We start from the raw sequence: 22702 nt of genomic DNA, 5'->3' as shown, positions 1-22702 counted from the left end.
TATGATGTACCGTAAAGCGATGTATGGCACAGCGGAATGCAGTGCGAGGTTATCCTTTAACTGCACCGCTGGTGATACCTTCAACAATAAATTTTTGGCCTGCGATAAATACCAGCAACAGCGGAACTACGGCGCAAACGGCGGCTGCCATCAGCAAGGAATAGTAAGTGCCTGATTGTGAAGCAAACTGCGACATTCCAAGCTGAAGCGTAAATAGCTCTTTGCTGTTAAGAAAAATGAGCGGATTCTGGTAATCATCCCAAGTCCATATAAAACGAAGGATCGCGAGCGTAGCGATGGCCGGCTTAGAGATCGGAATCACGATTTGAATAAAGATTCTCGTATATCCTGCGCCATCTATTTTGGCTGCTTCAATTAATGAATCGGGTATCGACATCATGTATTGCCTTAGCAGAAAAACGCCATATACGCTGAAAAGGAGAATGAGAACAAGTCCGCCATGGGTATCGATCAACCCGAGCCAGGTGAGCAACATAAATTTTGGCACGATGGTTACTTGATCGGGAATCATCATCGTGGCAAGAAACAAGGCAAACAGCCCTTGCTTAAACTTGAAATTCAGCTTTGCGAATGCAAAAGCTCCCATCGTGGCAATTAGCAGCTGCGTTACGGTTACGAAGACCGAGACTTTAATCGAATTCAAATAATAAAGCGGAAAATCATAGTTGGATGACCATACTTCCTTATAGTTATTCCACGCATTCCAGCGAGGCGGTATCCACTCAATCGGAAAATTGAAAACATCGACCTCATACTTAAACGACGCCGAAAGCATCCATAGAAGCGGGAACAGCATCGTAATCGTGAAAAGTCCCAATAGCAATGTGTTCAAAAGCTTGGAGATTTTTATACGAGCGCTCATATTCTCACCTCAATCGTATATGACCCATTTATTTTGCTGACGCACTTGAATCATTGTGATGATAAAGATAATGATGAACATCAGCCATGCTGCGGCATTCGCAGTACCCATATTGTAGAAGCTGAAAGCCTCACGATAGATGTAATAGGCAATATTCGTCGTTTCATTGCCTGGACCGCCTTTGGTCAAAATGCGGATGGAGTCGAAAACCTTAAAGGAGCCGATGATGCCCATCGTGGCAAGAAAGAAGGTCATTGGCGAGATCATGGGAATGGTAATATGACGGAATTTTTTAGCCTCGTTAGCACCATCAATGGTCGCTGCCTCGTAGAGCTCATTTGGAATACCCTTCAGTCCGGCCATAAACACAATGACGTTGTAGCCAAGGGTTTGCCAGATATGAAACGCCATGACGGTTGGGAAAGCCCATTTCATATCCGTGAACCATTTGGGAGGATTATCAATGCCAATGGACATCAGAAAGCTGTTGATCGGACCATAGGAAGGCTGAAAGACAACCATCCATACGACAGCTGAAGCGACAACGCTAGAGATATAAGGAATGAAAACGACGACTCTGAACAATTTTGACGCATAGACGTATTTATTGATCATAACGCCAACCAACAAACCGAGCGTTAATCCAACAGGAACGGTAACGAGCGCGAATAAAATGGTATTGAGCATCGATTTGGTGAACCACTCGTCCTTGCCGGATAATAAAAAGGTGAAGTTGTCCAGTCCTGCGAACTTGATTCCTTTAAAGCCGGTGAGGAAATTCCACTCCGTAAAGCTCAGCAGGAGGGAGCCGATAATGGGAAACACGATGAAGAAAGCAAAGCCCAAAAGACTAGGCAATAAAAACAAATAGGCAGCAACATTTTCTTTGAATTTGAGAGATCTCTTTGGCTCCATGATTAGGTCACCTCGACTCGTTTCAGATCAGCAGAAATCGATTTAGCATCAGGCAAAGCGTGCTTAGCGGAAAAATTGCACCTCTACACGTAAATGTCTCGATTCAGCAGTGAAGCAGACTCCTCATCTAAATATAAGAACCATTGTTCATGCTTGCGAAGCATGGTAGCAGGCATCAGATTTGTGATTTCTGCTGCCTCCAGCGTTTCTTTGACAGCAGCTGCTTTGGCCTTATGGGGAACCACTGAAACAATAGCTTTGCAAGACATGATCAGAGCGACGGTAGCGGTTATTGCCGTTTTCGGCACATCTTCGAAGCTGGGGAACCAGCCCTCGTTTACTTGCTGCGTCCTGCAGCGCTCATCCAATTCGACGACCTGGTACAATTCCTTCGTATCAAAGTCAGCTGGAGGATCATTAAATGCAATATGACCATTATCTCCAATACCAACGATTCCTAAATCGATAGGCGCTTCCGAAAGCTTCTCCGTAAGCGATGCAATAACTAGTGAGGGGTCTTGGTCAGCGTCAATGAGATGGACAGCGGACGGATTGATTTTACTAGTAAACCTTGTAACTAAATAATTTCGGAAGCTAGCTTTGTGGGAAGCGGGAATGCCGATGTATTCATCTAAATGGAAAATCTCGACCTTGTCCCAAGGGATATCCATGGCGAGCAAAGCCTCGTAAAATTCAAAATGAGATTGTCCGGTGGCCAGCATTAGTCGGGCTTTGCCGCAGCTGCGAATAGCGGATAATAAAATCTCGCTAGCTTTGCCTGCGGCTTGTTCTCCGAGTTCTCTTGCATGTTTTGATATTGTGATTGTCATTTTCTTGTCTCCTATTTCATGTGACTTGTCTGGACTTCGTCATCCTTAAAGATGATTTTCCCCATTACCATCGTCATTTTGATATCGATATCTGGGTCGAAAAGCACGAGATCTGCATCGTAGCCCAATTCCAATTTGCCTTTATGATCATGAATGCCAAGGAGGGTAGCAGGAGTCAGCGCAGCCATTTTCACAGCGTCGCAGAGTGGAGCGCCAGCCAGTGTAACCATATTGCGAACAAGCTGGTTGGTGGTCGCCACGCTTCCGGCGAAGGCTTGCCGGTCCAGCAGCTTCATAACACCGTCTTCAAGTACTGTTTGCATGCCATTCTTCTGGGCGACAAGATCTCCTTCCTTATAATCGGAAGCGGCAGCAAAGAGAGCGTCGGTAATAAGCGAAATTTTGTCAGCGCCTTTGTTTTTGTAAATGAGGCGCAGCAGCTCTGCTGGAAGGTGCTTGCCATCGGCAATGACTTGGACAGTTAAGTCATCCAGCAGCAAACCGGCCTCAACGACACCGCCAATGCGATAGCCATTCACTCGGTGTACCATAGAACAGCCGGAATAAATATGGGTTACATCGGAATAGCCGTGTTCGACAGCTTCCGTAATTTCATCAAAGGTGGCATCGGAATGGGCGATGGAGGCGATAATTCCACGCTTTTGCAGCTCAAGACCCAGTTCTAATCCACCAGGGAGCTCGGGAGCCGCGCCCATCATAATAATTTGGTCCCATTGGTCAAGCAGGCCCATGTAGGTCTCTTTTAGCGGATTTAGAATATGGTCGGGATTTTGTGCGCCGCGCTGAGATTGGGCAAAGTAGGGGCCTTCCAGATGAATGCCTAAGATGTTGCATTCTTCAACGAGAGGCTTCGCTATTCTGACGGCATGTATGGTTTCATACAGCTCTGAGAGTGGCGCTGCCAGTGTTGTCGGCAAAATCGACGTTGTTCCGTACCGAGCATGGGCAACACAAATTTCGCGAATCATATCCGGCGTGGAACGATTAAATTCATATCCGCCGCCACCATGAACATGAATGTCGATAAATCCAGGGGAAACGTAAAGGCCATTTGCATCAATCATTGTATAGTCGCTGAAGTCTGCAGCAGCGGTATGCTCATAAATGCCTGTAATCCGCTGATCGCTGACTGCAACACATCCTCGTTCCATAATTCCTGCAGGAGTTACAACCTGAGCATTCGTAATGAGATACCTCATGCTGATGTCATCTTCTTTCACTGTTAGTTGGTTATAGAAATCGATTTCTTTCACAGGTTTCTGGTTTTGCATACATCTCCGCACCTGTTAATTAGGATTAAACTATAGAAAACAGTCACTGTCAAGAAATTTCAATGAAAAAAACTGACTATTTATGTTAGTTTAAAGCGTTTACAAAGTTTGTGATATCGTAAATTGACTTTTTAGTAAAGAATAGTATACTCGAAATAGAAACAAATATTCATATTTCTATAGAAACAGAATCTGGCTGTATCAGCTAATCTTAGAAGAAGGTAGAGAGCGCATGGGGAAATTAGTGGTTAAAAAGACGACTATTTATGACATTGCAAAGTTTTGCGGCGTTTCTCCAGCTACAGTATCTAGGGTGCTTAGCAATAGTAACTACCCCGTAAGCGAGGAGACAAAAAAGAAGATTTTACATGCAGCAAAGGTTTTGAAATATATTCCGAACTTGATTGGCAAAAATCTAAAGACAGATCAAAATCATGATATCGGAGTAGTCATCCCCAATATGTCTAATTACTATAGTACGCTGCTGAGGGGAATACAGGATGTTGCGCTGAAATACGATTCACAAATTATTTTGTGCAACTCTTACCGGGACGTAAAGGTTGAAGAGAAAAACGTGAATTTGCTGCTGCAAAAGCAAGTGAAGGGAATACTCATTGCTTCCATTGATGACAGCGGCGAGGTATTAAGGCAGATCATCGATAAAAATGTCGCGGTGGTAGCGATGGAGCAGGATGTTAAAGCAGAATGCAACCGGACGGGATTTAATTTCACGGCTGGGGCCAGTCTGGCGACTGAGCATTTGATTGAATGCGGACACAGCAACATCGGTTTCGTGACAGCGCCGCTGCTTAGAATGAGCAGAAAGAAGCTGCTTGCCGGCTATAAGCTAACCTTATTGGAAAACGGAATTTCGATTAATGAGGACTATATCTATGTGGAATCCCATGAAAATGACGATGACGAGCGTTATGATTTTATGATTGGGAAACGAGCAGCAGATTATTTCTTGTCGCTGCCAACACCGCCTACCGCAGTTTTTTGCATTAATGATATGGCCGCGATCGGATTAATTAGGCGTTTGCAAGAAAAACGCATTTCAGTACCGGAAGATATGGCTGTTGTTGGTTTTGACAATATTCCATTTACTGAAATGACAACGCCGAGCATTACGACGATCGACCAAAGCACCTTTGACCTAGGGCATTTATCAGCTGATTTACTCTTCAAAAACATTGTTCCCCAGAAGCAAAATTCGCTTGCCCATGTATCCATGCAATTAGAGCCGAAATTGGTAATCAGGGAATCCACTACTGCCCGAAAATAATAGTTATTTAAGCAGAATCATTAATTGTTTCTTTGATGTTTCTGCTTATTTTATGGGATAGTAAGTGTAAAATTGAGCAGTTTTAAGTTCGAATTTAAAATGTAACCGCTATTTTAGCAGCAATTTAGCATTTACTTTTCAGCATATGTTTGGTATTGTCGTTATGCATACATCAGTTTTAAAGTGTTTTATAGAAATCGATTTCTATACTCGATTAGGAGGTTTCATTCATGAATGCGAATTCGGATATTATGTCAGCTTATATGGATAAGATTATAGAGCTTTTTACGGAAATCAAGAGTGAGCCGCCGGAGAGATTACAGAGCGTCGCCAAGCTGCTGGCAGGCCATATTGCGGAGGATAAGCTGATCTATTTATATGGACCAGGAGGACATTCCAATATGAACGCAACGGAGGTCTTCTTTCGAGCAGGAGGCTTGATGCACATTAGCGCGATTTTGGATGAAGGTACGATGATCTCCAATGGTGCGCTTCGTTCCATGGCTATTGAAAGGACACCAGGGTATGGGAAAATCGTCATTGCCGACAATAATCTTAAAGAAGGCGATATTTTAATTATTGCGAATGCTTATGGAATCAATACCGCCTGTATAGATGCAGCGCAAGAAGCGAAGGCGAGAGGGGTGACGACGATTGCAGTAACCTCAGTCGGCCATGCACAGGCGACACCATCCGGCCATATCGCCCGCCATCCTTCACAGCTGAATCTATATGAAGTCTGCGACTACTATTTGGACAGCAAGGTGAAGCCGGGGGATGCGGCCCTTGAAATCGATGGCATTGAACCGAAAATGGGATCTACCTCAACGTTCGCCAATGCGTTTTTGCTCAATTCACTAATGATGACGACGGCTGCCTACTTAGGGGAGATGGGCGTTCAAGCTCCGGTATGGCGAAGCGGCAATGCGCCGGGCGGGGACGAGTGGAACAATCAATTCATCCAACGCTTCAAAGGCAGAGTGCGCTGGCTATAAGATTCGTTATGGGCAAAGGAGATATAAAATGAAGCTTAATCTCATTCCTCAACCGCAATTCGTACAAAGGAACGGCCATCGATTGGCCTCCGACTTTTCGAATGTGGATGTTGTCATTCATACCCCGGTAGCGGACAATCGTTTGTATATGCTGGGGCAGTGTATCTTTGGGCAGGTGACTCCGTTTATTCAAGGATCGGATGTGTATGCGCTTCATACCGTCGGCTTGCCGCTTAACCTTGAGATGCTGAACCGGATTAAAGGCAAGCAGGACGGCTATGTTCTCATTATTAACGAAGGAAGTCTTGAAATTTATGCTCTTACGGCAAGCGGATTGTTTTATGGCATGAAAACGATCGAGCAGCTGCTTCATAATTACAATGGACATTTGCCGGCATTGACGATTGTGGATTGGGCGGATTTACAGCTTCGCAGTGACTATCTTGATTTGCGAACCGTATACCCGACTTTCGAGCATATGCTCGAATATATTGCAGAGCTTGCCAGCTATAAGATCAATACGCTAGTTGTTGAGTATGAAGACAAGCTTCCGTTCCGCAAACTTTCATTTTTGCGTCATTCCGAGCTGGTATTTTCGGATGAACATCATAAGCAGCTGCTGCAAACGGCGCATGAGCACTTTGTTCAAATTATTCCGAAGCAGCAATCCTTTGGCCATTTGGAATATATATTGAAGCATCCGCAATTTATAGACTTGCGGGAGACACCGAGCAACGTAGGGGAGCTTTGCCCGCATCGTTCAGGCTCCTTTGAAATGATGGAAGGCATCCTGGAAGAAATCGCCGAGCTTCATCCGCATAGCGAATATCTTCATTTAGGGTGTGACGAAGTTTGGAGCCTAGGTACCTGTGAAGATTGCTTAGCTTCCGGCTTAAGCAGGGAATTATCGTTTGTCCGGTTCGTAAATCGCTTAATCGACAAGGCTTGCTCGCTTGGCAAGAAACCGATGATTTGGCATGACATGCTTGCCCATGCTGCTGAAGATGAAATTGCCCAGCTTGATAAAAGAGTCATCGTTGTCGTTTGGATTTATGGCGGCTACCGCATGAAGGCGGATGCGAAGGATATTATTCGGAAGCTTCGCAGCGCTGGCGTTGCAGTAATCGGAGCTTCAGCAGTTCGCTGTTGGGACGATCAAGGCGACCAGAATTATCCGGTCATTCAGAACCGTATCAAAAATGTGCTGGATTGGGTAGAGCTCGCGCAATCGGAACAGCTTAGCGGCATCATTAATACGAATTGGTCGGCTCCATTTTCGTTAGGCAGTCCGTACGGGTTATTTGAAACCTCTCGCTATCCTGCCTTTTTTGCAGCGGATTGCAATTGGAACGTCCATGCAGATAGCAGCGATTTTCTGAAACGATTTCTTCTTCAATACCATGGTGTAAGCACCGAGGGGGAGGAGGCAAGCGAACAATTCGATTATGTGGCAACAGATTATTATCAGCTGATACCACGATTGCTGCCGGATATTCAACATAACCTTCACACGGCTGAGCTCATTGCAGCTATGATCCAGTTCGAGCTTCCAGCCAAACGACGCTTCCCGCTTCATACGTTTCTGTTCCGGGGCGAGATGTCCGAGGTAACTGAAGAGGTTGTAACCACATTAAAACATAAATATGAATTGGCATATGGAGATTTGAGGATTGCTAGAACCAGCATGTTTCAGATTTTGTCCAAACTGCTGACGCCGACGATGGTTGAATTGTTTATGAATTCTAGGTTTTATTTATTCGATCTTTACGAAGCCAAGCTGCAATCCATGCTTGAGAAGCACGAACAAAACGATAAGGAAGCGGGGGAATAACATGCCTGATATGCTCGTAAAACTATATGATTTGCCGGATAACCAGGAGTTGCTGGGCAAGCTGAAAGCACAAGGCATCCAAATCAAGCGGGTGCTCACAGCAGATAAAGACAAGGTTGTTGATTTTGTCAGCAAGCATTTCACAACGAACTGGAGCAATGAATGCGAGTGCACCTTTGCCCGTTTGCCTGTCAATTGCTTTGTAGCCGTGAAAGACAAACAGATCATTGGCTTCTCCTGCCATGATGCCGTAGTCAAAAACTTCTTTGGTCCGACGGGAGTGTTGGAGGATTATCGCGGCCTTGGCATAGGTACGGCGCTGCTTCTGGAGTCCCTGCATGCGATGCGCAATGATGGCTACGGCTATGCAATCATTGGCTGGGTGGATAAGGCTCTGCAATTCTATCAAAGAATCGTTGGAGCCGTTGTCATTGAAGATTCTTTCCCAGGCGTATACCGTGATCTCATTACGTTAGATTAAGCGAAGATTTTGTAAGAATAGAAATAGATCATGAACTGAAACCGTGCAGTCATAGGAAACGTAATCTTTATTCCTATTTGTGACTGACAAGCCGATATAAAGAAGCCGGAACGCTTAAGGAATAAGCGTCTCGGCTTCTTTATATGAAAGAGTAATCATTTCCGATGCTATTTGTGGTAATTCCCCCCAGTTTTGCTCACCATTCGTCAAAATGTTGTTCAATCAGTTCGGTTAAAGAGTTAGCCAAAATCTTGCTCTCGCCTGTATCGTGATAACAAATGATGACCCTGCCTTCCGAATCAAGAAAGATTGGGTCGCCCGAACCATCAATGGAAAACACGCATGCACGGTTCAACATGTCTCCTGCAGATGTGCCCATGAAGTCCGCTCTGAAAGATTTCGTTAATTCCGTTACCGTCTCCCGGCCGATGGAGGACCCATTAGTGAATGCATGAATCGACAATCCCGCATAAGCCCCTCCAAAGCGTTTAATAAATTGAATATATTCTTTGTCTAACGGAACACCAAGCTCTAGCTCGGCAGCAGCAATTTCTTCATCAGTAGCGGGTTTGCCGACTAAAGATTCATTGTCTTCACGAAATAGAAATTGCTGCAATCTCGCAAGGAGATCTTCGTTCATCCTAATCGCCTCCTTTTCAAAAATGAATACATTATGGAAAATTTTTCAGCCAACTAAAACAAATTATACTATACAGGTATAGTAATGGCACATCACATCATTGTGGGGGCGTGTTGTTTGTTTTGCGGATTGTCGGGCAGTTCGCATACCGGTAACCTGCGTTTTCATGGATTAATTCACGCAAGAAATGCTTGCACAGCACTAAGAATCCCATATATATGGGATTGCTGTTTCGCTCACCTCATCTATAATTGAGAATGATTCTTAATTAAGAGGCGGATGGGTAGCTGGAAACAAGTTGTAATGAACACAGAGAATTAGAGCCATCATTCCAGGTAAAGAAGGGATTAGCATGACCGATTTTAATGTATCTCAAAAAACTAACGCCAGCCGCAATCGTTTGTGGATGATGACCGCTATTGCTTTAGGCGCGTTTATGTCACATTTTACAGCAGGAGTCGTTAATGTATCGCTTCCGCAATTTATGGAGTATTTTCAGGCGGATCTTGGCAAAATAACATGGATTACAACGGGGTATTTGCTTATCATCACAGCGCTGCTTCCGATTATGGGGAAGCTGGGCGACCGATATGGGTATCGTAACATACATAACTGGGGCTACCTTATTTTTACTGTGGGCTCCATTCTAGTTGCTTTTTCACCCAATTTGCCTACGCTGCTTGCGCTTAGAATCGTTCAGGCGATAGGTGCAGCAATGTTTCAAGCGACTAACATTGCACTCATTACGACCCATGTGGAAAGGGAGAAAAGAGGGAGAGCGCTTGGCATCGTAAGTACAGCCGTTGCACTTGGGGGAATGTCCGGACCGGTTGTCGGAGGTTTCATCGCGCAAGGCTTAAGCTGGCAATGGCTGTTCCTCTCTCATGTACCAGTCGCTATTGTTGCAACGCTCATGGCTAACTCCTTTATTCCCGCAGGAAAAAAAGGAAACAGCAAAGGAGCCTTCGACCGTTTAGGGGCTATCCTTTTTGCTGCTGTCATCAGCATGGCCATTGTCGGTTTATTGTATGGAAGAGAGTGGGGGTGGACTTCAACCAAGATTCTTTATTTGGCTTTGGGTTTTGTCTTGCTATTGCTCTTACTTATCTGGTGGGAACGGCGACAATCTGTTCCTTTCTTGCCTCTCCAAGCTCTTCGTATTCCCATCGTGGCAGGTGGGCTGCTGATAAGCTGCGCATCTTTTGTTTTATCTAATTCTATCCTCGTGATCATGCCGTTTTATCTTGTGCGAGCAGCAGGTCTATCTCCAGTGACAACCGGATATATCTTGGCTGCCTATCCAATTTCGCTTGCGATCACAGGGCCAGCTGCCGGATATTTATCCGACCGCTTTGGCTCCAGTCGCTTGATGCTAGGTGGACTAAGCTGCATGGGCGTTGGTGTCTTTATGTTCCTTATATATCTGAATCAGCTGCCAATAGGCGGAATTGCTGCATTGCTTGCTGTCATTGGCGCAGGAATGGGACTCATTGCATCCCCGAATAACAGCTTTATCATGCGGCATACACCGGTAGAGCATTTGGGGGCTATTGGCGGAATGATTGCCTTGACCCGTAATGCAGGCATGGTTTTTGGATCTGCGCTAGCGCTTGCTATGTGGAATGGGAATCAATCATTAGAGAGTCGGAGCGATGTATTAGGAACGTTTTTTGTCATCCTTTTGCTCATCTGCATCGTCTCCATTGCTTTACTGGCTTTTATCTATAAAGGGAAACGTAGGGAGACGCTGAAGAGCCAATGAACACGAAACTGGATGGCGGCAACATTTGAAAACTGGATGGTGTAAAAGAAAAATTCCTCCTTTACAATATGTTATTGAGAATAATAATCATTCACGATGAGGGTAAAGGGGATTAAGTAACATGAGAAAAAAACAACTGATTGCATCCATTATGCTGTTGTGCAGTATAGCCATTGCGGGTTGCGGAGCAGAGAAAAGCGTAAATGAAAATGGGGCCGGAAACGTTGAAAATGCAGAAACAGCCGTACAAAGCGATGGAAAGAGCATCACCCATGAATGGGGAACATATAAAATCGAGCAAGCTCCGCAAAAGGTAGTCACGCTGGATTTTTCGTTTATGGATACGTTAACGAGCTTAGGCGTAACGCCTGTGGGCAATGCCGGTGTTGGAACAACTAAATTCCCTGAGTACTTACAGGACCAATTGCAAGCTACAGTGGCAGATGTAGGGGAGAGAAAGGCACCGAATTTGGAGGTCATTCAATCCTTGAAACCGGATTTGATCATTGCAAGCGTGGACCGGCATAGCATGATTCGTAACGAGTTGGAGGGAATTGCGCCTACGGTTGCTTTTGACGATGTGAGCTATGACCAAGTGATGGACAATGTGAAAAATATCGCTGAAATTTTAGGGAAGCAGAAAGAAGCCGAGCAGGTTGCGGCAGGTCTTAATGAGAAGATTGCGGCTGTGAAGCAGCAGATTACAGATGCGCCTTCGATTGTAGTTGCCGGGTATTTCGATGATATGTTCACGGTCTGGATTAAGGATTCTTTCGTAGGTTCTTTACTTAGCCAAGTGGGTGCGGAATATGCCTTCAATGGCGAAAAGTCAAACTTGGAAGGCAAAGGCGAAGGGGTTAAAATGACGTTGGAGCGGCTGCATGAGCTTAATCCCGACTTCATTATGCTTTATGGTGACAAGCCTGACAAGCTGCTCAGCAATCCGCTGTACCAAGATCTAAAATCGGTAAAGGACCAGCATTTTATTGTCGTGGACCGCAATCTTTGGGCGCGTGGACGTGGACCGATAGCGGCCGGAAAAATACTGGATGAAACACTTGCCAACCTGACGGGCAATGCCGTTTCTAAATAAGGAGAGAAAGTTCATGGGCGGCAGCATCAGAAGAGAGCGGCAGGGTTTGCGGTTTGCAGGCTCGCTTTGGCTGCTCTTCGTTACTCTAATCGTTCTGCTTATCGTCGTTGCATGCATGACGGTAGCCTTTCGGGTGAGCGGCCTCGCTTGGAGGCCGCTCTTCTTTCCGTCTTCGGATTCGGCGGATATCCTTCTTTCCTTTACGGTATGGCATGTTCGGGTACCCCGGTTGTTCCTTGCCATCACGCTCGGCGCAGCGCTGGCAGTGGCTGGCTGCCTGCTGCAGGCGATGACAAGGAATCCCTTGTCAGATCCCGAAATTATGGGTTTGAATCAAGGAGCATCGTGTTTTGCGGTCATAGCCTTGCTGTTATTTGAAAGTGCCAACAGCGCAAATGTCATTCTGATTGCGGCTTTATGCGGCGCAGGGATGAGCGGAGCATTGATCTATTGGTTTTCGCGCTACAGCGGCAGTGATCACTCTCGCTTGGTGCTAGCCGGGGTAGCCATAAGCGCATTCATGGGCGCACTGACTACCGGCATTATTTTGTTATATGAGACACAGCTAACGGAAATTTTGTATTGGATGGCTGGAAAGCTGTCCGGCGCAGAATGGAGAGACAGCCATCTGGTATGGCTGCTGGATATTCCTGCTGTAGCTGCCGCCTATGTTCTTGCCAATACCTTGAATGTATTGGCGCAAGGCGAGGAGATTGCCAGCGGATTAGGCATTCGTGTCCGGCGCATACGGGGAATCATTGGCCTTCTGGTAATCCTCTTGACGGGTAGTGCGGTAGCCGTGGCGGGACCTATTGGATTTGTTGGACTTATCGTTCCGCATATGGCGAGAAGAATGGCCGGCAACAATTACAGGGTACTCATTCCGGTGTCGATCCTACTTGGAGCACTTCTGCTTTCCTCAGCAGACTTTGTTGCCCAGTGGCTCTTTTATCCCTCAGATATTCCGGTGGGCATCATTACCGCGATTCTTGGCGTGCCGTTCTTTCTCTATCTGCTTCGCTCGAAAAGGAGGGTCGTTAAATGAAAAAGGCCCGTTTTGTTAAAATTTCGGGCGGATTATGCATTCTCCTGTTCATTATGGCGTTACTAAGCCTGCGATTAGGAGCGGTGGAAACGCCGCTTTCCGATATCATTCAGGAAATCGTGAGCGGGGAGTGGCTGGTGCTGAAATACCGGCTGCCACGGCTTGTCATTGCACTATTGGTTGGTGTAAATATGGCGGTTTCGGGATCAATCCTGCAAGCGATCACTCGCAATCCGCTCGCTGCACCCGATATTATCGGTGTTTCATCCGGAGGAGGTTTATTCGCAGTCATTGTTATGCTGGTGTTTCCTACGCTAGGGGCACAGGCGCTTCCAGCAGCGGCATTTGCCGGTGCCGTGTTTGCCGCTGCAATCGTCTATCTGATCTCCTATCAGCGCGGAGGCATTCAGCCGATGAGGCTAGCCCTGACCGGGGTGGCCGTATCAACGGGCTTCCAAGCTTTGATTACATTTATGATTGTTAAGTATGCCTTGTCTTCTTCGCAGGCATTGGTGTGGCTGAAGGGAAGCTTATATGCCCGTTCATGGCAGCATGTCGACTTATTATGGCCGTGGACGCTTGGCTGCTTGCTGGTAGCTTTAATGAGTTACCGGTACTTAAATACGCTGCAGCTGGATGAAGAAACGGTCAAAGGTCTTGGTATGAGAATTCAGCTTGTGCGGCTTCTGCTGCTTGGGGTGGCCGTAGGACTTGCCGCAAGTGCGGTGGCGGTAGCAGGAACCATCGGTTTCGTAGGTCTGGTTATTCCGCCACTCGCAAGGCTGCTTATCGGATCGGACAGCAAATATTCACTGCCGGTTGCAGCGCTCCTTGGCGCCGTGCTAGTTGCTATGGCGGATCTAATCGGACGGATCGTTCATCCTCCGCTGGAGATTCCAGCTGGGATTATCACGGCTTTAATCGGAGCCCCTTACTTTGTATATGTATTAATCGTACGGAAACCAAGATAAACATAACAAAAGCGCAGTTAGGCCATTGAGCCCGTATTCTGCGCTTTTTTTCATGCTTATTCCAAAACCTCGCGGAGGGCAGAAGCAAGCCGGGATACACCTGGGGTGATATCTTCGAATTTCGGATGTGCGTAAGTAAGACGCATAAAGCCAGATTCGGCTCCATACACACTTCCGGGAACAAAGGCTGCGCCTTGCCGCAATGCGGCATCAAGCAGTTTGCCGTCATTGACCTTGGGAATGATTTTGCACCAAAGATGCAAGCCTCCAATGGGAAGATTAAACCGGACAAGCCCATTCATTTCTTGATCCAAAGCTGCGGCTAAGCGATTCCGCTTACGTATAAGCTCTTTTCTTAAATGTTCGATATGAGGGATAAAATGCGGCGATTCTATGTACTTCGCGGCAATTTGCTGCGGAATAATGCTAAACCCCATATCCATTTGACGCTTGGCATCAACAAGCCGCTGGATAACGGAATGCGGCGCTACGATCCAGCCAATGCGAAGGCCGGCTGCGGCTATTTTGGAGAAAGAACCGATATATAGCGTGCTTGAGGCAGCATCTTCTGCTTTTATAGGTGGCGGCACGTTCGTCTCGAATGCCGTTAAGCTCAGCGGATCATCCTCTACAATGGGAAGTCCCAGCTCGCTAGCGGTTTCTAGAAGCTGTTTTTTTCTATCCGAGCTCAGCAACGTACCGGTGGGGTTCTGAAAGTTCGGATTAACGAACAGCATCTTGATCCGATGCTTCTTATGTAATTGGCGGATGCTTTCGGGACGTACGCCATACTCATCCACGGGCAAGCGGTACATCCGAAGGCCAGCTGACTGAAACATAGATAACGAATGTGTAAATGATGGGGTCTCAACTGCAATTGCATCGCCGGGAGAGAGCAGGCATTGTGTAATCAGATACAATGATTGCTGGGAGCCACTGGTGACGAGAATGGATGATGCAGACGTATGAATGTCTCGGTGGCGACGGAGAAACAAGGCTAATGCTTCTCTTAGCGGAAGAAAGCCCTGATTATTGTCAGCGCCTTGCCCTGGGTTATATTCGGTGCTTTGCAAGATCCGATTGATTTCCTGTACGGGCGACAGATCAGCAGATAGCTTTCCGCTAGCAAAATCGATGAGTGAAGAATTACGAACAACCTCTTCCCGTATACGGCGCAGAAACGGAAGATTCGGAAGAAAACCTCCGCTTTTGGCGTAGCGATGCCATTCCGGCGTACGGTTGGCTTCGTCATTCCATTTATACGGGCTAACCAGCGTTTTACTCCCGGGTTGGCTCTCGATAAAGCCAAGCGAGCGAAGCTCGGAATAAGCCAGCACGACGGTGCTTCGGTTAACGCCGAATTGCTCAGCAAGCTTCCGTTCGGAAGGAAGCGGGCTGCCTGGAGGGTACACGCCATCGATGATTTTGCTTTGCAAATCGTTAGCAATTTGTTGATACAAGGGGGTGGAGCTTTGACGATCGGGTTTCCACACGATGTACACCTGCTTTTGTTATCCATGAAAGAGGAGACACAAATGGCCTATTTCATTTCGATTGGGATGAATTAAGCCCATCGTATCATAACAAGACTTGAGTCGACAATTGAACGGCATTATAAATAAGAAGAAGGGCTGGGATGGTCGTTTTTATTTTGTCCAAACTTGAAAAATCTATATCGATTGAGTGAATTCATATTGAGAATGATCAGTAAAAAATATTCTTTACCGATCGTTCTCAATATGTTATGATCATTTCGAGAGGAGGGAGTGATCGCATTGGCAAGAACGAAAGAATTTGATGATGATGCGGTGTTGTATAAAGCGATGAGGCTTTTTTGGGAACAGGGATATGAAAAAACATCCATTAATGATCTCGTCGAATGTATGGGGATTCACCGAAGGAGCTTGTATGACACATTCGGCGATAAACATAAGCTGTTTCTTGCCGTAGTTGATCGGTATAGCAAGCTGATTAATGCCGAGCTGCATGCAGGCATCATTCGTTCATCTCCTAAGCAGGCCATCGCTTTTATGTTTGACTTCATGATTCAAGGCATCGACGATAGTCCTCCTGGCTGCTTATTTGTAAATATGGCGGTCGAGCTGGCTGCAAGAGATCCGGAAGTGGAAGCTAAGGTTTGTGACAGCTTTACTAAATCTGAGGAGCTGCTCACAGATATTATCCGAAGAGGACAGCAGTCGGGTGAGTTTACATCCAAACGGAACGCCGAGGAGCTCGCTGAAAGCATCCATAACACGTTGTTAGGGCTGCGGGTTTTTACCCGGACCTCCACAGCAAACAAGGAGAAGCTTCATCGTATTGCCAATGTTTCCATGGAAACATTATATAAATAAATGGCAAACCTTATTTATTTTTTTAATGTTTTGAGAATGATTGTTCTCAAATAAATTCGGCAACTATGCTAGTATCTATAGGAGTTTGATGCAGATGATTTCTTATCAATCGACCCACGGAGAGGTTTCATGGGATAAAGGGCTTAAGGCTGTAGTCATGGAGTGGAAGGGCTTTGCATATGGCGTAGAGTTTCAAACGATTATGAATAGAGGGATCGAATTATTAAGCGAGATGAGAAGCGGTCGACTATTAATGGATGCCCGCAAAGGATCGGCAATTAAAGCAGAGGATCAGGATTGGATCAGGCAAACATTTGTTTCGCACGCATTTGGGAACGGATTGCGCTACTTTGCGATGGTACTGCCAAAAAGCACGATTGCGAAATTAAGCTTAGACCGAACGGTGAATCAATTAGGCGAGCTTCCATATGAACTGATGAATTTTAGTGAAATGGAAGATGCAATGCAATGGCTTTCCCTTCAATCTAACTGAATGTTGAGAAGGCCGAAGGAAAGGGATCTTCTTTCTCGATGATGCAAATCCAGGGGTAATAAATTTTTTTGACTTTATGAGAATGATCGTTCTCATAAAATGAATGAATCATAATTATAAATCACTAAAGGGGATAGGTAAAATGGGAAAATTAACAGGTAAAGTAGCGCTTATTACTGGAGGCAACAGCGGAATCGGATTGGCAACGGCAAAACAATTCGTAGCTGAAGGAGCAAAAGTCGTCATTACCGGTCGGAATCAGGAGACGCTGAACCGGGCAGTGGAGGAGATTGGCGCTGAGTTTAGCTATGCAGTCCAAGCAGATACCACAGATCCTGCAAGTATGGAGAAAGCGGCAGCGGCGGCTGTAGAAAAATTTGGCGGACTGGATGTCGTCTTCGCCAATGCGGGTATCTCTGGCCATACGCCTACTGGGGGAACGGAGCTTACGGTTTTTGAAAATATACTCAAGATCAATGTGACGGGAGTCTTCTTTACGGTTCAAGCTGCTCTGCCTTACTTAAAGGCTGGGGGCTCGGTCATCTTGAACAGTTCGGTGCTTGCAACGGCAGGGAGCCCAGGATGGGCCGCTTATGCTGCGAGTAAAGGCGCGGTCAGCAGTATGGCGAGAGTGCTGGTATCTGAATTGGCACCACACGGAATCCGCGTAAACACCATTTCTCCCGGAGCAACGCGCACGCCGATTTGGGGACAACCCGAAGGGCTAGCACAGATGGAGTCCGCGCTCACACGCTCGATTCCGCTTAACCGCTTGGGCGAGCCGGAAGAAATCGCAAACGTAGCTCTATTCCTGGCCTCTGATGATGCTTCTTTCGTTCAAGGTGCAGAAATCAGCGTTGACGGAGGCGCGGGCTCATCCCCGTTCGGCGCTCCTATTTATCTGAAAGCTTAATTGCAAAGGAGAATAGTATCATGAGTAGAGTTTGGTTTATTACGGGAACGTCCACGGGATTCGGCCGTAAATTCGTAGAGCAACTGCTGCACACCAGCGATAAAATTGTCGCGACCGCACGTAACTTGGAGTCTATTGCAGATCTGAAAGAAGCTTCGCCAGACCAGGTGCATATCGCACAATTGGATGTAACCAAGAAAGAGCAGGTCAAAGCAGCGGTTCAAGAGGCGGTTAACCGATTTGGAACCATCGATATTGTTGTAAATAATGCAGGTTATGGATTATTCGGCATGCTAGAAGAATACACAGACGAACAAATGAGGCATCAGTTTGATGTGAATGTTTTTGGCATGCTGGATGTCATCCGTGAAACCTTGCCTATCTTTAAGAAACAGAAATCAGGTCATTATGTGAATGTTTCGTCTATCTTTGGCGTGTGGGCCATTCCGGCTTTCAGTCTCTACGCTGCTTCCAAATTTGCTGTCGAAGGCTTCTCCAAGTCAATGGCAGCAGAGCTAGCACCATTTGGCATTAAGACTACGATTGTGGAGCCAGGTGTCTTTGAAACAGAATTTATGGGTCATTCCAGGAAACTAGCCGAGCCTTTGCCCGAGTATGCTCCGATATATGATGCTTTTTATCAAGGCTATGAGGCTTTGAATAAAGGAGATCAGAATAAAGCGGTTGAAGCGATGATCACGATGATTAATAGCGAAAATCCACCGCTTCACTTTCCGGTTGGATCGTTGGCTTCGTATGGCATTCGCGATGCCTTGGGCAAAAGAATGGATGAAGTAGCGGAATGGGAGAAGGTTTCCTTGCTGGCGGATTGAGTTTGGAACAATGAGTGAATAGTTTAGCTGATTTTCATAAAAAGCGATCGAGTCCCTGGCTTCAATGGGGATTCGGTCGCTTTATTGTTGCTTTCAGCTGGTTAAAAAAGAACTGGATTTTTATCAAGCATTACTATAAAATGGAACGTAATATGAAACAAGGTTTCACTATATGAAACACAAGGGAGCGATTCATATGGCTTACCATTTCTATGGTCTTGATCACGTTCAATTGGCAGCCCCAGAAGGTTGTGAAACAGTGGCTCGGAATTTTTTCCATAATATATTGGGTTGGACGGAGATTCCAAAACCTGAAATTCTAAAAAAACGTGGTGGCGTTTGGTTCCAATGCGGCACTCATCAAGTGCATATCGGAATACAAAAAGATTTTGTTCCTGCTACAATAGCTCACCCTAGAATGGCTTTCATGATAAGGAGAGATTTCATGTATGCAATATACAATTAGAATTGTAGATGTGCAAGACGAACCATTTTTATGGGAAATGCTGTATGAGTCCATGTATGTTCCTGAGGGGCAAGAGGCTTTCAGCAGGGATATTCTTAAAGAACCAGTAATATCCAAATATGCGGAGGGCTGGGGAAGAAAAGGCGATTTGGGCTATATTGCTGTTAATCATCGGAATGAGCCTGTAGGGTCAGTGACGATACGTTATTTTGACGAGGCTAACGCAGGATTTGGTTATGTAGGTAATGATGTGCCGGAGCTTGGAATGGCGATAACGGAAGCCTATAGAGGGAAAGGAATTGGAAATGCCCTGTTAAAAACTATGGTCGAGGAGCTTCGCAGAAAACAGGTTTCTAAAATATCTTTAAGCGTAGATCCAAACAATGTGCCTGCAATGAAGTTGTACCAACGATTCGGCTTTAAGGTAGTAGGTGTAAGTGGTACTTCAGTGACCATGGTTGCTGAGCTATAATAACAGGTGCCTATTCAACTAATAGGCACTTTTTAATTTATCCTGATCTCCGAACAGCTGTCATCATTGGCGCGTATCTTCGTTTACCCTCATCAGTTCAATAAATTGTTTTGCCGCTTGAGTGATATAACGCCCCTTCAGCCAAATCAGTCCTATCGCAAATTGCAGATTGCTATCCGTGATGGGAAATGACCGGATATTGTACCCTTGATGCAATTGAAGTACAGATTCCGGCACAATCGTTGCAGCATCTCCATAACTTACCCATTTTAACAAGGTTACAATATCAGAGCATTCACCAATCACATTCGCAGTTAAGCCGCGATCCGTGAACTGTCCGACGATGCTCTGGTACAATCCAAGCCCTTCGGCACTCGGCAAAATAAGCGGATAATGCTGGATATCGCGATAAGTGAATACAGGAGTGTCAAGCGGGGAGCTTTTGCCGGTCACAAAGAAGAAGGGTTCGGGCTGAAGGGTCAGCACTTCAAAATCACTCAGCTCCAAGGGCAGGCGAACGATACCAAGCTCGATGGATCTTTCTTTAATGAGGCGAACAATTTGCGAGGATTCATTTTGCTGAATTTTATAGGTGACGAGCGGGAATCGCTCTTTGAATGTATGCAGCAGCTTAGGCAAAGCTATTGCGGATAAAGTATTTACACCGATCGTTAATTTCCCGCGCATGCCGAGGCCCATCTCTTGAAGCTCCATCGCTGTTTCTTCGAGAGATTTTGTCAACTGCAACGCATGCGTATATAACGTTTCACCTGCTTCAGTCAATTCCATCGATTTCCCGTTTCTGACAAAAAGCTGAACCCCAAGCTCTTCTTCCATGCCTCTTAGCTGTTGACCCAGCGGTGGCTGCGTCATGTTAAGCTTATCGGCAGCGGCCGTAAGCTGTTTCTCTTCAGCGATAGCAATGAAATAGCGAAGCTGACGAATATCCATGCTGAAATCACTCCTTTCTAAAGGTTAAGGGTATGTGAAACGAATTATATAAATATTTTAAGTATGATAATGGCTATGTTACCATAAGGTTAGGCTCAAGAGAAAGAGGTCGCTTGCCATGAAAAAAATCATATTGTTCGTTCTAGTTTGCCTGCTTACAGGCTGTACAAACAGACCGAACATAGTCGAAGAGGATGTGACATTTGTGAGCAAAGCATTCATCGAAGCAGCAGAGCGCGGGGAGACGGAAAAGGTTTTACAGCATCTCAAGGACGGTATCGATATTAACGTCAGAGACGATCGTGGACGGACGGCGATTTTGGCAGCTACTCATGGGAATCGGGTGGACACCGTGCAAGCATTAAGAGATGCCGGAGCAGACATTAATTTACAGGATGACCGATTGGATAATCCTTTGTTATACGCGGGAGCAGAGGGAAAGCTGGAGATCGTGAAACTAATGAATGAAGCGGGAGCAGATCCTGCCATCACGAATCGGTTTGGAGGTACGGCACTGATTCCGGCATCAGAGCATGGGTATGTGGAGGTTGTTGAGGAACTGCTCAAGAACTCAAGCATTGACGTCAATCACATCAATAATCTGGGGTGGACGGCGTTAATGGAGGCGATTGTGCTTAATAATGGCAATGAAAAGCAGCAGCAAGTCATTCAATTGCTAATCGAGCATGGCGCGGATGTGAATATTCCTGATAAAGAAGGGACTACGCCGCTGGAGCATGCCAAAGCAAGACAATTTGCAGCAATCGAACGTTTGTTAATCGACGCAGGGGCTTAAATCAGAAAGCAGGGATGGCATGTTACATGATGCATATTGGCTCACTAATGTTAGGGTAGAACAGAGTTATGAAATTGAACAGCGTCAAGTCATAGGTACAATAACGAAGCTTTGCCATCTTCGAATCGAAGGCGGCAAGATTGCTGAAATTTTGGATGAGGGGGAGGAGCTGAAGAGTTCGCTTCCCAAATACGATGCTAAGGGTTTATTAGTGCTTCCTTCCTTCGAGGAGGCGCATATTCATTTGGACAAGACTTATTACAACGGTGCGTGGAAAGCGGTCAGATCGGTTTCTAGCATCTTTGACCGAATAGAGGAAGAAAAAGTCCTTTTGCCCAAGCTGCTCCCTATGGCGAAGCAGCAAGCCGAGAGTATTTTGACACTGATCCAAGGATACGGTGCCACGCATGTGCGCGCTCATTGCGATATAGAGCCAGTAAGCGGCTTGGCGAGGCTAGAGGCAACGAAGCAAGCGATAGAAACATTCTCTGGCAAAATCTCAGCTGAAATCGTTGCTTTTCCGCAGCATGGCCTGCTTCGTTCGCAATCCGTATCACTCGTAAAGCAAGCGCTAGCTGAAGGTGCAACTCATGTGGGCGGGGTAGATCCGCATACGGTGGACGGCAGCATAGAAAGATCGTTGAGCGCGATGATTGAACTCGCTGTGGAGAGCAGCTCAGGTGTGGATATCCACCTGCACGAGGGTGGCGAAGTGGGCAAAAAGACGTTGACCAAGCTCTCAGATTTAACGGAGGAAGCTGGCCTTCATGGTAAAGTAACCGTTAGCCACGCTTTCTGGTTTGCAGGCGCTCAGCCGCAGGAGGCTAAAGAAATGGCAGCGCGAATGGCCGCCCTCGGCATGGCTATTTCATCGACGGTACCGATTGGAAGAATGACCATGCCGCTCCCCATGCTCCACAGCCAAGGTGTCAAAGTCAAGCTTGCGACAGATAGCCTAACGGATCATTGGTCACCGTTCGGGAATGGGGATCAGCTCGAAAAGGCAGGCCGATTCGCAGAACTGTATGGCTGCCAGGATGAAGCTTCCCTGTCGCAAACCCTTCAATTCATTACTGGCGGGTTATCGCCACTCCATGCAAACGGTGAGCACCTTTGGCCAAAGGTTGGCGATGATGCGAGCTTTGTATTGCTTCATGCCAGCTGTTCTGCGGAGGCAGTTGCCCGAAGAGCACCCCGGCAGGCCGTTTGGTACCTTGGACGGTTGGTGAGTGGAGCATTGTAAGTATTTCGAAAATGCAGTCGCGTTGGAAGAATCAAACTTTCAAAGATGATGAATAGCCTGAAATAAACCAAGCTGGAGTGCAGGTCATGCATTCCAGCTTATTTGTATGTGGTGAAATCATATTCATAATTTGACAATAAAGAAAGTATGCATTAGAA

22 protein-coding genes and 1 pseudogene are annotated in these 22702 nt (G+C 46.2%); 16 read left to right on the top strand and 7 right to left on the bottom strand.

Annotation, left to right across the window (positions count from 1 at the left end; genetic code table 11):
• Nucleotides 1–49: 49 nt before the first annotated feature.
• From FJQ58_RS30390 to nagA, 4 genes are all read right to left on the bottom strand, one after another.
• Nucleotides 50–883 (bottom strand): carbohydrate ABC transporter permease, encoded by an 834-nt coding sequence (locus FJQ58_RS30390; protein ID WP_139999335.1) that lies wholly within the window; start codon nt 881–883, stop codon nt 50–52.
• 9 nt (nt 884–892) lie between these two features.
• Nucleotides 893–1798 (bottom strand): carbohydrate ABC transporter permease, encoded by a 906-nt coding sequence (locus FJQ58_RS30385; protein WP_139999333.1) that lies wholly within the window; start codon nt 1796–1798, stop codon nt 893–895.
• Between the two features lie 83 nt (nt 1799–1881).
• Entirely contained in the window at nt 1882–2628 is a 747-nt protein-coding gene (locus FJQ58_RS30380; protein WP_139999331.1) for a 6-phosphogluconolactonase, read from the bottom strand.
• Nucleotides 2629–2639: 11 nt separating this feature from the next.
• Nucleotides 2640–3920 (bottom strand): N-acetylglucosamine-6-phosphate deacetylase, encoded by a 1281-nt coding sequence (nagA, locus tag FJQ58_RS30375; protein WP_139999329.1) that lies wholly within the window; start codon nt 3918–3920, stop codon nt 2640–2642.
• A 232-nt stretch (nt 3921–4152) separates the two neighbouring features.
• Between nagA and FJQ58_RS30370 the strand changes: the two genes are divergently transcribed.
• The 4 genes from FJQ58_RS30370 to FJQ58_RS30355 all read left to right on the top strand — a co-directional run bounded on the left by FJQ58_RS30370 (nt 4153) and on the right by FJQ58_RS30355 (nt 8512).
• Nucleotides 4153–5205 (top strand): LacI family DNA-binding transcriptional regulator, encoded by a 1053-nt coding sequence (locus FJQ58_RS30370; RefSeq protein ID WP_139999327.1) that lies wholly within the window; start codon nt 4153–4155, stop codon nt 5203–5205.
• 230 nt (nt 5206–5435) lie between these two features.
• A complete protein-coding gene (locus FJQ58_RS30365; protein WP_139999325.1) occupies nt 5436–6200 on the top strand; it encodes a sugar isomerase domain-containing protein in 765 nt (254 codons plus the stop codon).
• Nucleotides 6201–6228: 28 nt separating this feature from the next.
• Nucleotides 6229–8031, top strand: a complete 1803-nt coding sequence (locus FJQ58_RS30360; RefSeq protein WP_162341859.1) for a family 20 glycosylhydrolase — start codon at nt 6229–6231, stop codon at nt 8029–8031.
• A gap of 1 nt (nt 8032) precedes the next feature.
• Nucleotides 8033–8512: a GNAT family N-acetyltransferase gene (locus tag FJQ58_RS30355; protein WP_139999321.1), complete on the top strand. Its 480-nt coding sequence runs from the start codon at nt 8033–8035 to the stop codon at nt 8510–8512.
• A gap of 196 nt (nt 8513–8708) precedes the next feature.
• Here the strand turns inward: FJQ58_RS30355 and FJQ58_RS30350 are convergent, their stop codons facing one another.
• Entirely contained in the window at nt 8709–9152 is a 444-nt protein-coding gene (locus FJQ58_RS30350; protein ID WP_139999319.1) for an SMI1/KNR4 family protein, read from the bottom strand.
• A gap of 352 nt (nt 9153–9504) precedes the next feature.
• Between FJQ58_RS30350 and FJQ58_RS30345 the strand changes: the two genes are divergently transcribed.
• The 4 genes from FJQ58_RS30345 to FJQ58_RS30330 all read left to right on the top strand — a co-directional run bounded on the left by FJQ58_RS30345 (nt 9505) and on the right by FJQ58_RS30330 (nt 14023).
• Nucleotides 9505–10914, top strand: a complete 1410-nt coding sequence (locus tag FJQ58_RS30345; RefSeq protein ID WP_238404400.1) for an MFS transporter — start codon at nt 9505–9507, stop codon at nt 10912–10914.
• Nucleotides 10915–11035: 121 nt separating this feature from the next.
• On the top strand, nt 11036–12007 hold the full coding sequence (locus FJQ58_RS30340; protein ID WP_139999317.1) for an ABC transporter substrate-binding protein: 972 nt from the start codon (nt 11036–11038) through the stop codon (nt 12005–12007).
• Between the two features lie 13 nt (nt 12008–12020).
• Entirely contained in the window at nt 12021–13052 is a 1032-nt protein-coding gene (locus tag FJQ58_RS30335) for a FecCD family ABC transporter permease (protein WP_162341857.1), read from the top strand.
• Entirely contained in the window at nt 13049–14023 is a 975-nt protein-coding gene (locus tag FJQ58_RS30330; protein WP_139999313.1) for a FecCD family ABC transporter permease, read from the top strand. Before FJQ58_RS30335 ends, FJQ58_RS30330 begins: the two co-directional genes overlap by 4 nt.
• 56 nt (nt 14024–14079) lie before the next feature.
• On the opposite strand, the gene pdxR is transcribed toward FJQ58_RS30330, so the two are convergent.
• Nucleotides 14080–15516 carry a MocR-like pyridoxine biosynthesis transcription factor PdxR gene (gene pdxR, locus FJQ58_RS30325; RefSeq protein ID WP_139999311.1) on the bottom strand — a complete coding sequence of 479 codons (1437 nt, stop codon included), beginning with the start codon at nt 15514–15516 and terminating at the stop codon, nt 14080–14082.
• Nucleotides 15517–15798: 282 nt separating this feature from the next.
• Between pdxR and FJQ58_RS30320 the strand changes: the two genes are divergently transcribed.
• From FJQ58_RS30320 to FJQ58_RS30295, 6 genes and pseudogenes are all read left to right on the top strand, one after another.
• Nucleotides 15799–16377 carry a TetR/AcrR family transcriptional regulator gene (locus FJQ58_RS30320; protein WP_139999309.1) on the top strand — a complete coding sequence of 193 codons (579 nt, stop codon included), beginning with the start codon at nt 15799–15801 and terminating at the stop codon, nt 16375–16377.
• 94 nt (nt 16378–16471) lie between these two features.
• The gene (locus FJQ58_RS30315) at nt 16472–16870 is read left to right on the top strand and encodes a hypothetical protein (RefSeq protein ID WP_139999307.1); all 399 of its coding nucleotides are present in this window, start codon (nt 16472–16474) and stop codon (nt 16868–16870) included.
• A gap of 142 nt (nt 16871–17012) precedes the next feature.
• Complete coding sequence (locus FJQ58_RS30310) at nt 17013–17783, top strand: SDR family NAD(P)-dependent oxidoreductase (RefSeq protein WP_139999305.1); 771 nt, start codon at nt 17013–17015, stop codon at nt 17781–17783.
• A gap of 20 nt (nt 17784–17803) precedes the next feature.
• Complete coding sequence (locus FJQ58_RS30305; RefSeq protein ID WP_139999303.1) at nt 17804–18616, top strand: SDR family NAD(P)-dependent oxidoreductase; 813 nt, start codon at nt 17804–17806, stop codon at nt 18614–18616.
• A gap of 196 nt (nt 18617–18812) precedes the next feature.
• Nucleotides 18813–19031, top strand: a pseudogene (locus FJQ58_RS30300) (VOC family protein); the annotation flags it as partial.
• A 34-nt stretch (nt 19032–19065) separates the two neighbouring features.
• Entirely contained in the window at nt 19066–19554 is a 489-nt protein-coding gene (locus FJQ58_RS30295) for a GNAT family N-acetyltransferase (RefSeq protein ID WP_139999301.1), read from the top strand.
• 63 nt (nt 19555–19617) lie between these two features.
• Here FJQ58_RS30295 and FJQ58_RS30290 read toward each other — a convergent pair whose 3' ends face one another.
• The gene (locus FJQ58_RS30290; protein WP_139999300.1) at nt 19618–20505 is read right to left on the bottom strand and encodes a LysR family transcriptional regulator; all 888 of its coding nucleotides are present in this window, start codon (nt 20503–20505) and stop codon (nt 19618–19620) included.
• 118 nt (nt 20506–20623) lie between these two features.
• Here FJQ58_RS30290 and FJQ58_RS30285 point away from each other — a divergent pair, with 118 nt between their 5' ends.
• Both FJQ58_RS30285 and FJQ58_RS30280 read left to right on the top strand, forming a co-directional pair.
• Nucleotides 20624–21301: an ankyrin repeat domain-containing protein gene (locus FJQ58_RS30285; protein WP_139999298.1), complete on the top strand. Its 678-nt coding sequence runs from the start codon at nt 20624–20626 to the stop codon at nt 21299–21301.
• Between the two features lie 19 nt (nt 21302–21320).
• Nucleotides 21321–22544 (top strand): amidohydrolase, encoded by a 1224-nt coding sequence (locus FJQ58_RS30280; RefSeq protein ID WP_139999296.1) that lies wholly within the window; start codon nt 21321–21323, stop codon nt 22542–22544.
• Nucleotides 22545–22702 lie beyond the last annotated feature (158 nt).

The organism is Paenibacillus paridis (assembly GCF_006345825.1).
Classification (GTDB): Bacteria; Bacillota; Bacilli; order Paenibacillales; family Paenibacillaceae; genus Pristimantibacillus; species Pristimantibacillus paridis.
Note: the sequence above shows the minus strand (reverse complement) of the source record. Positions and strands in the feature narration are given on the sequence as shown.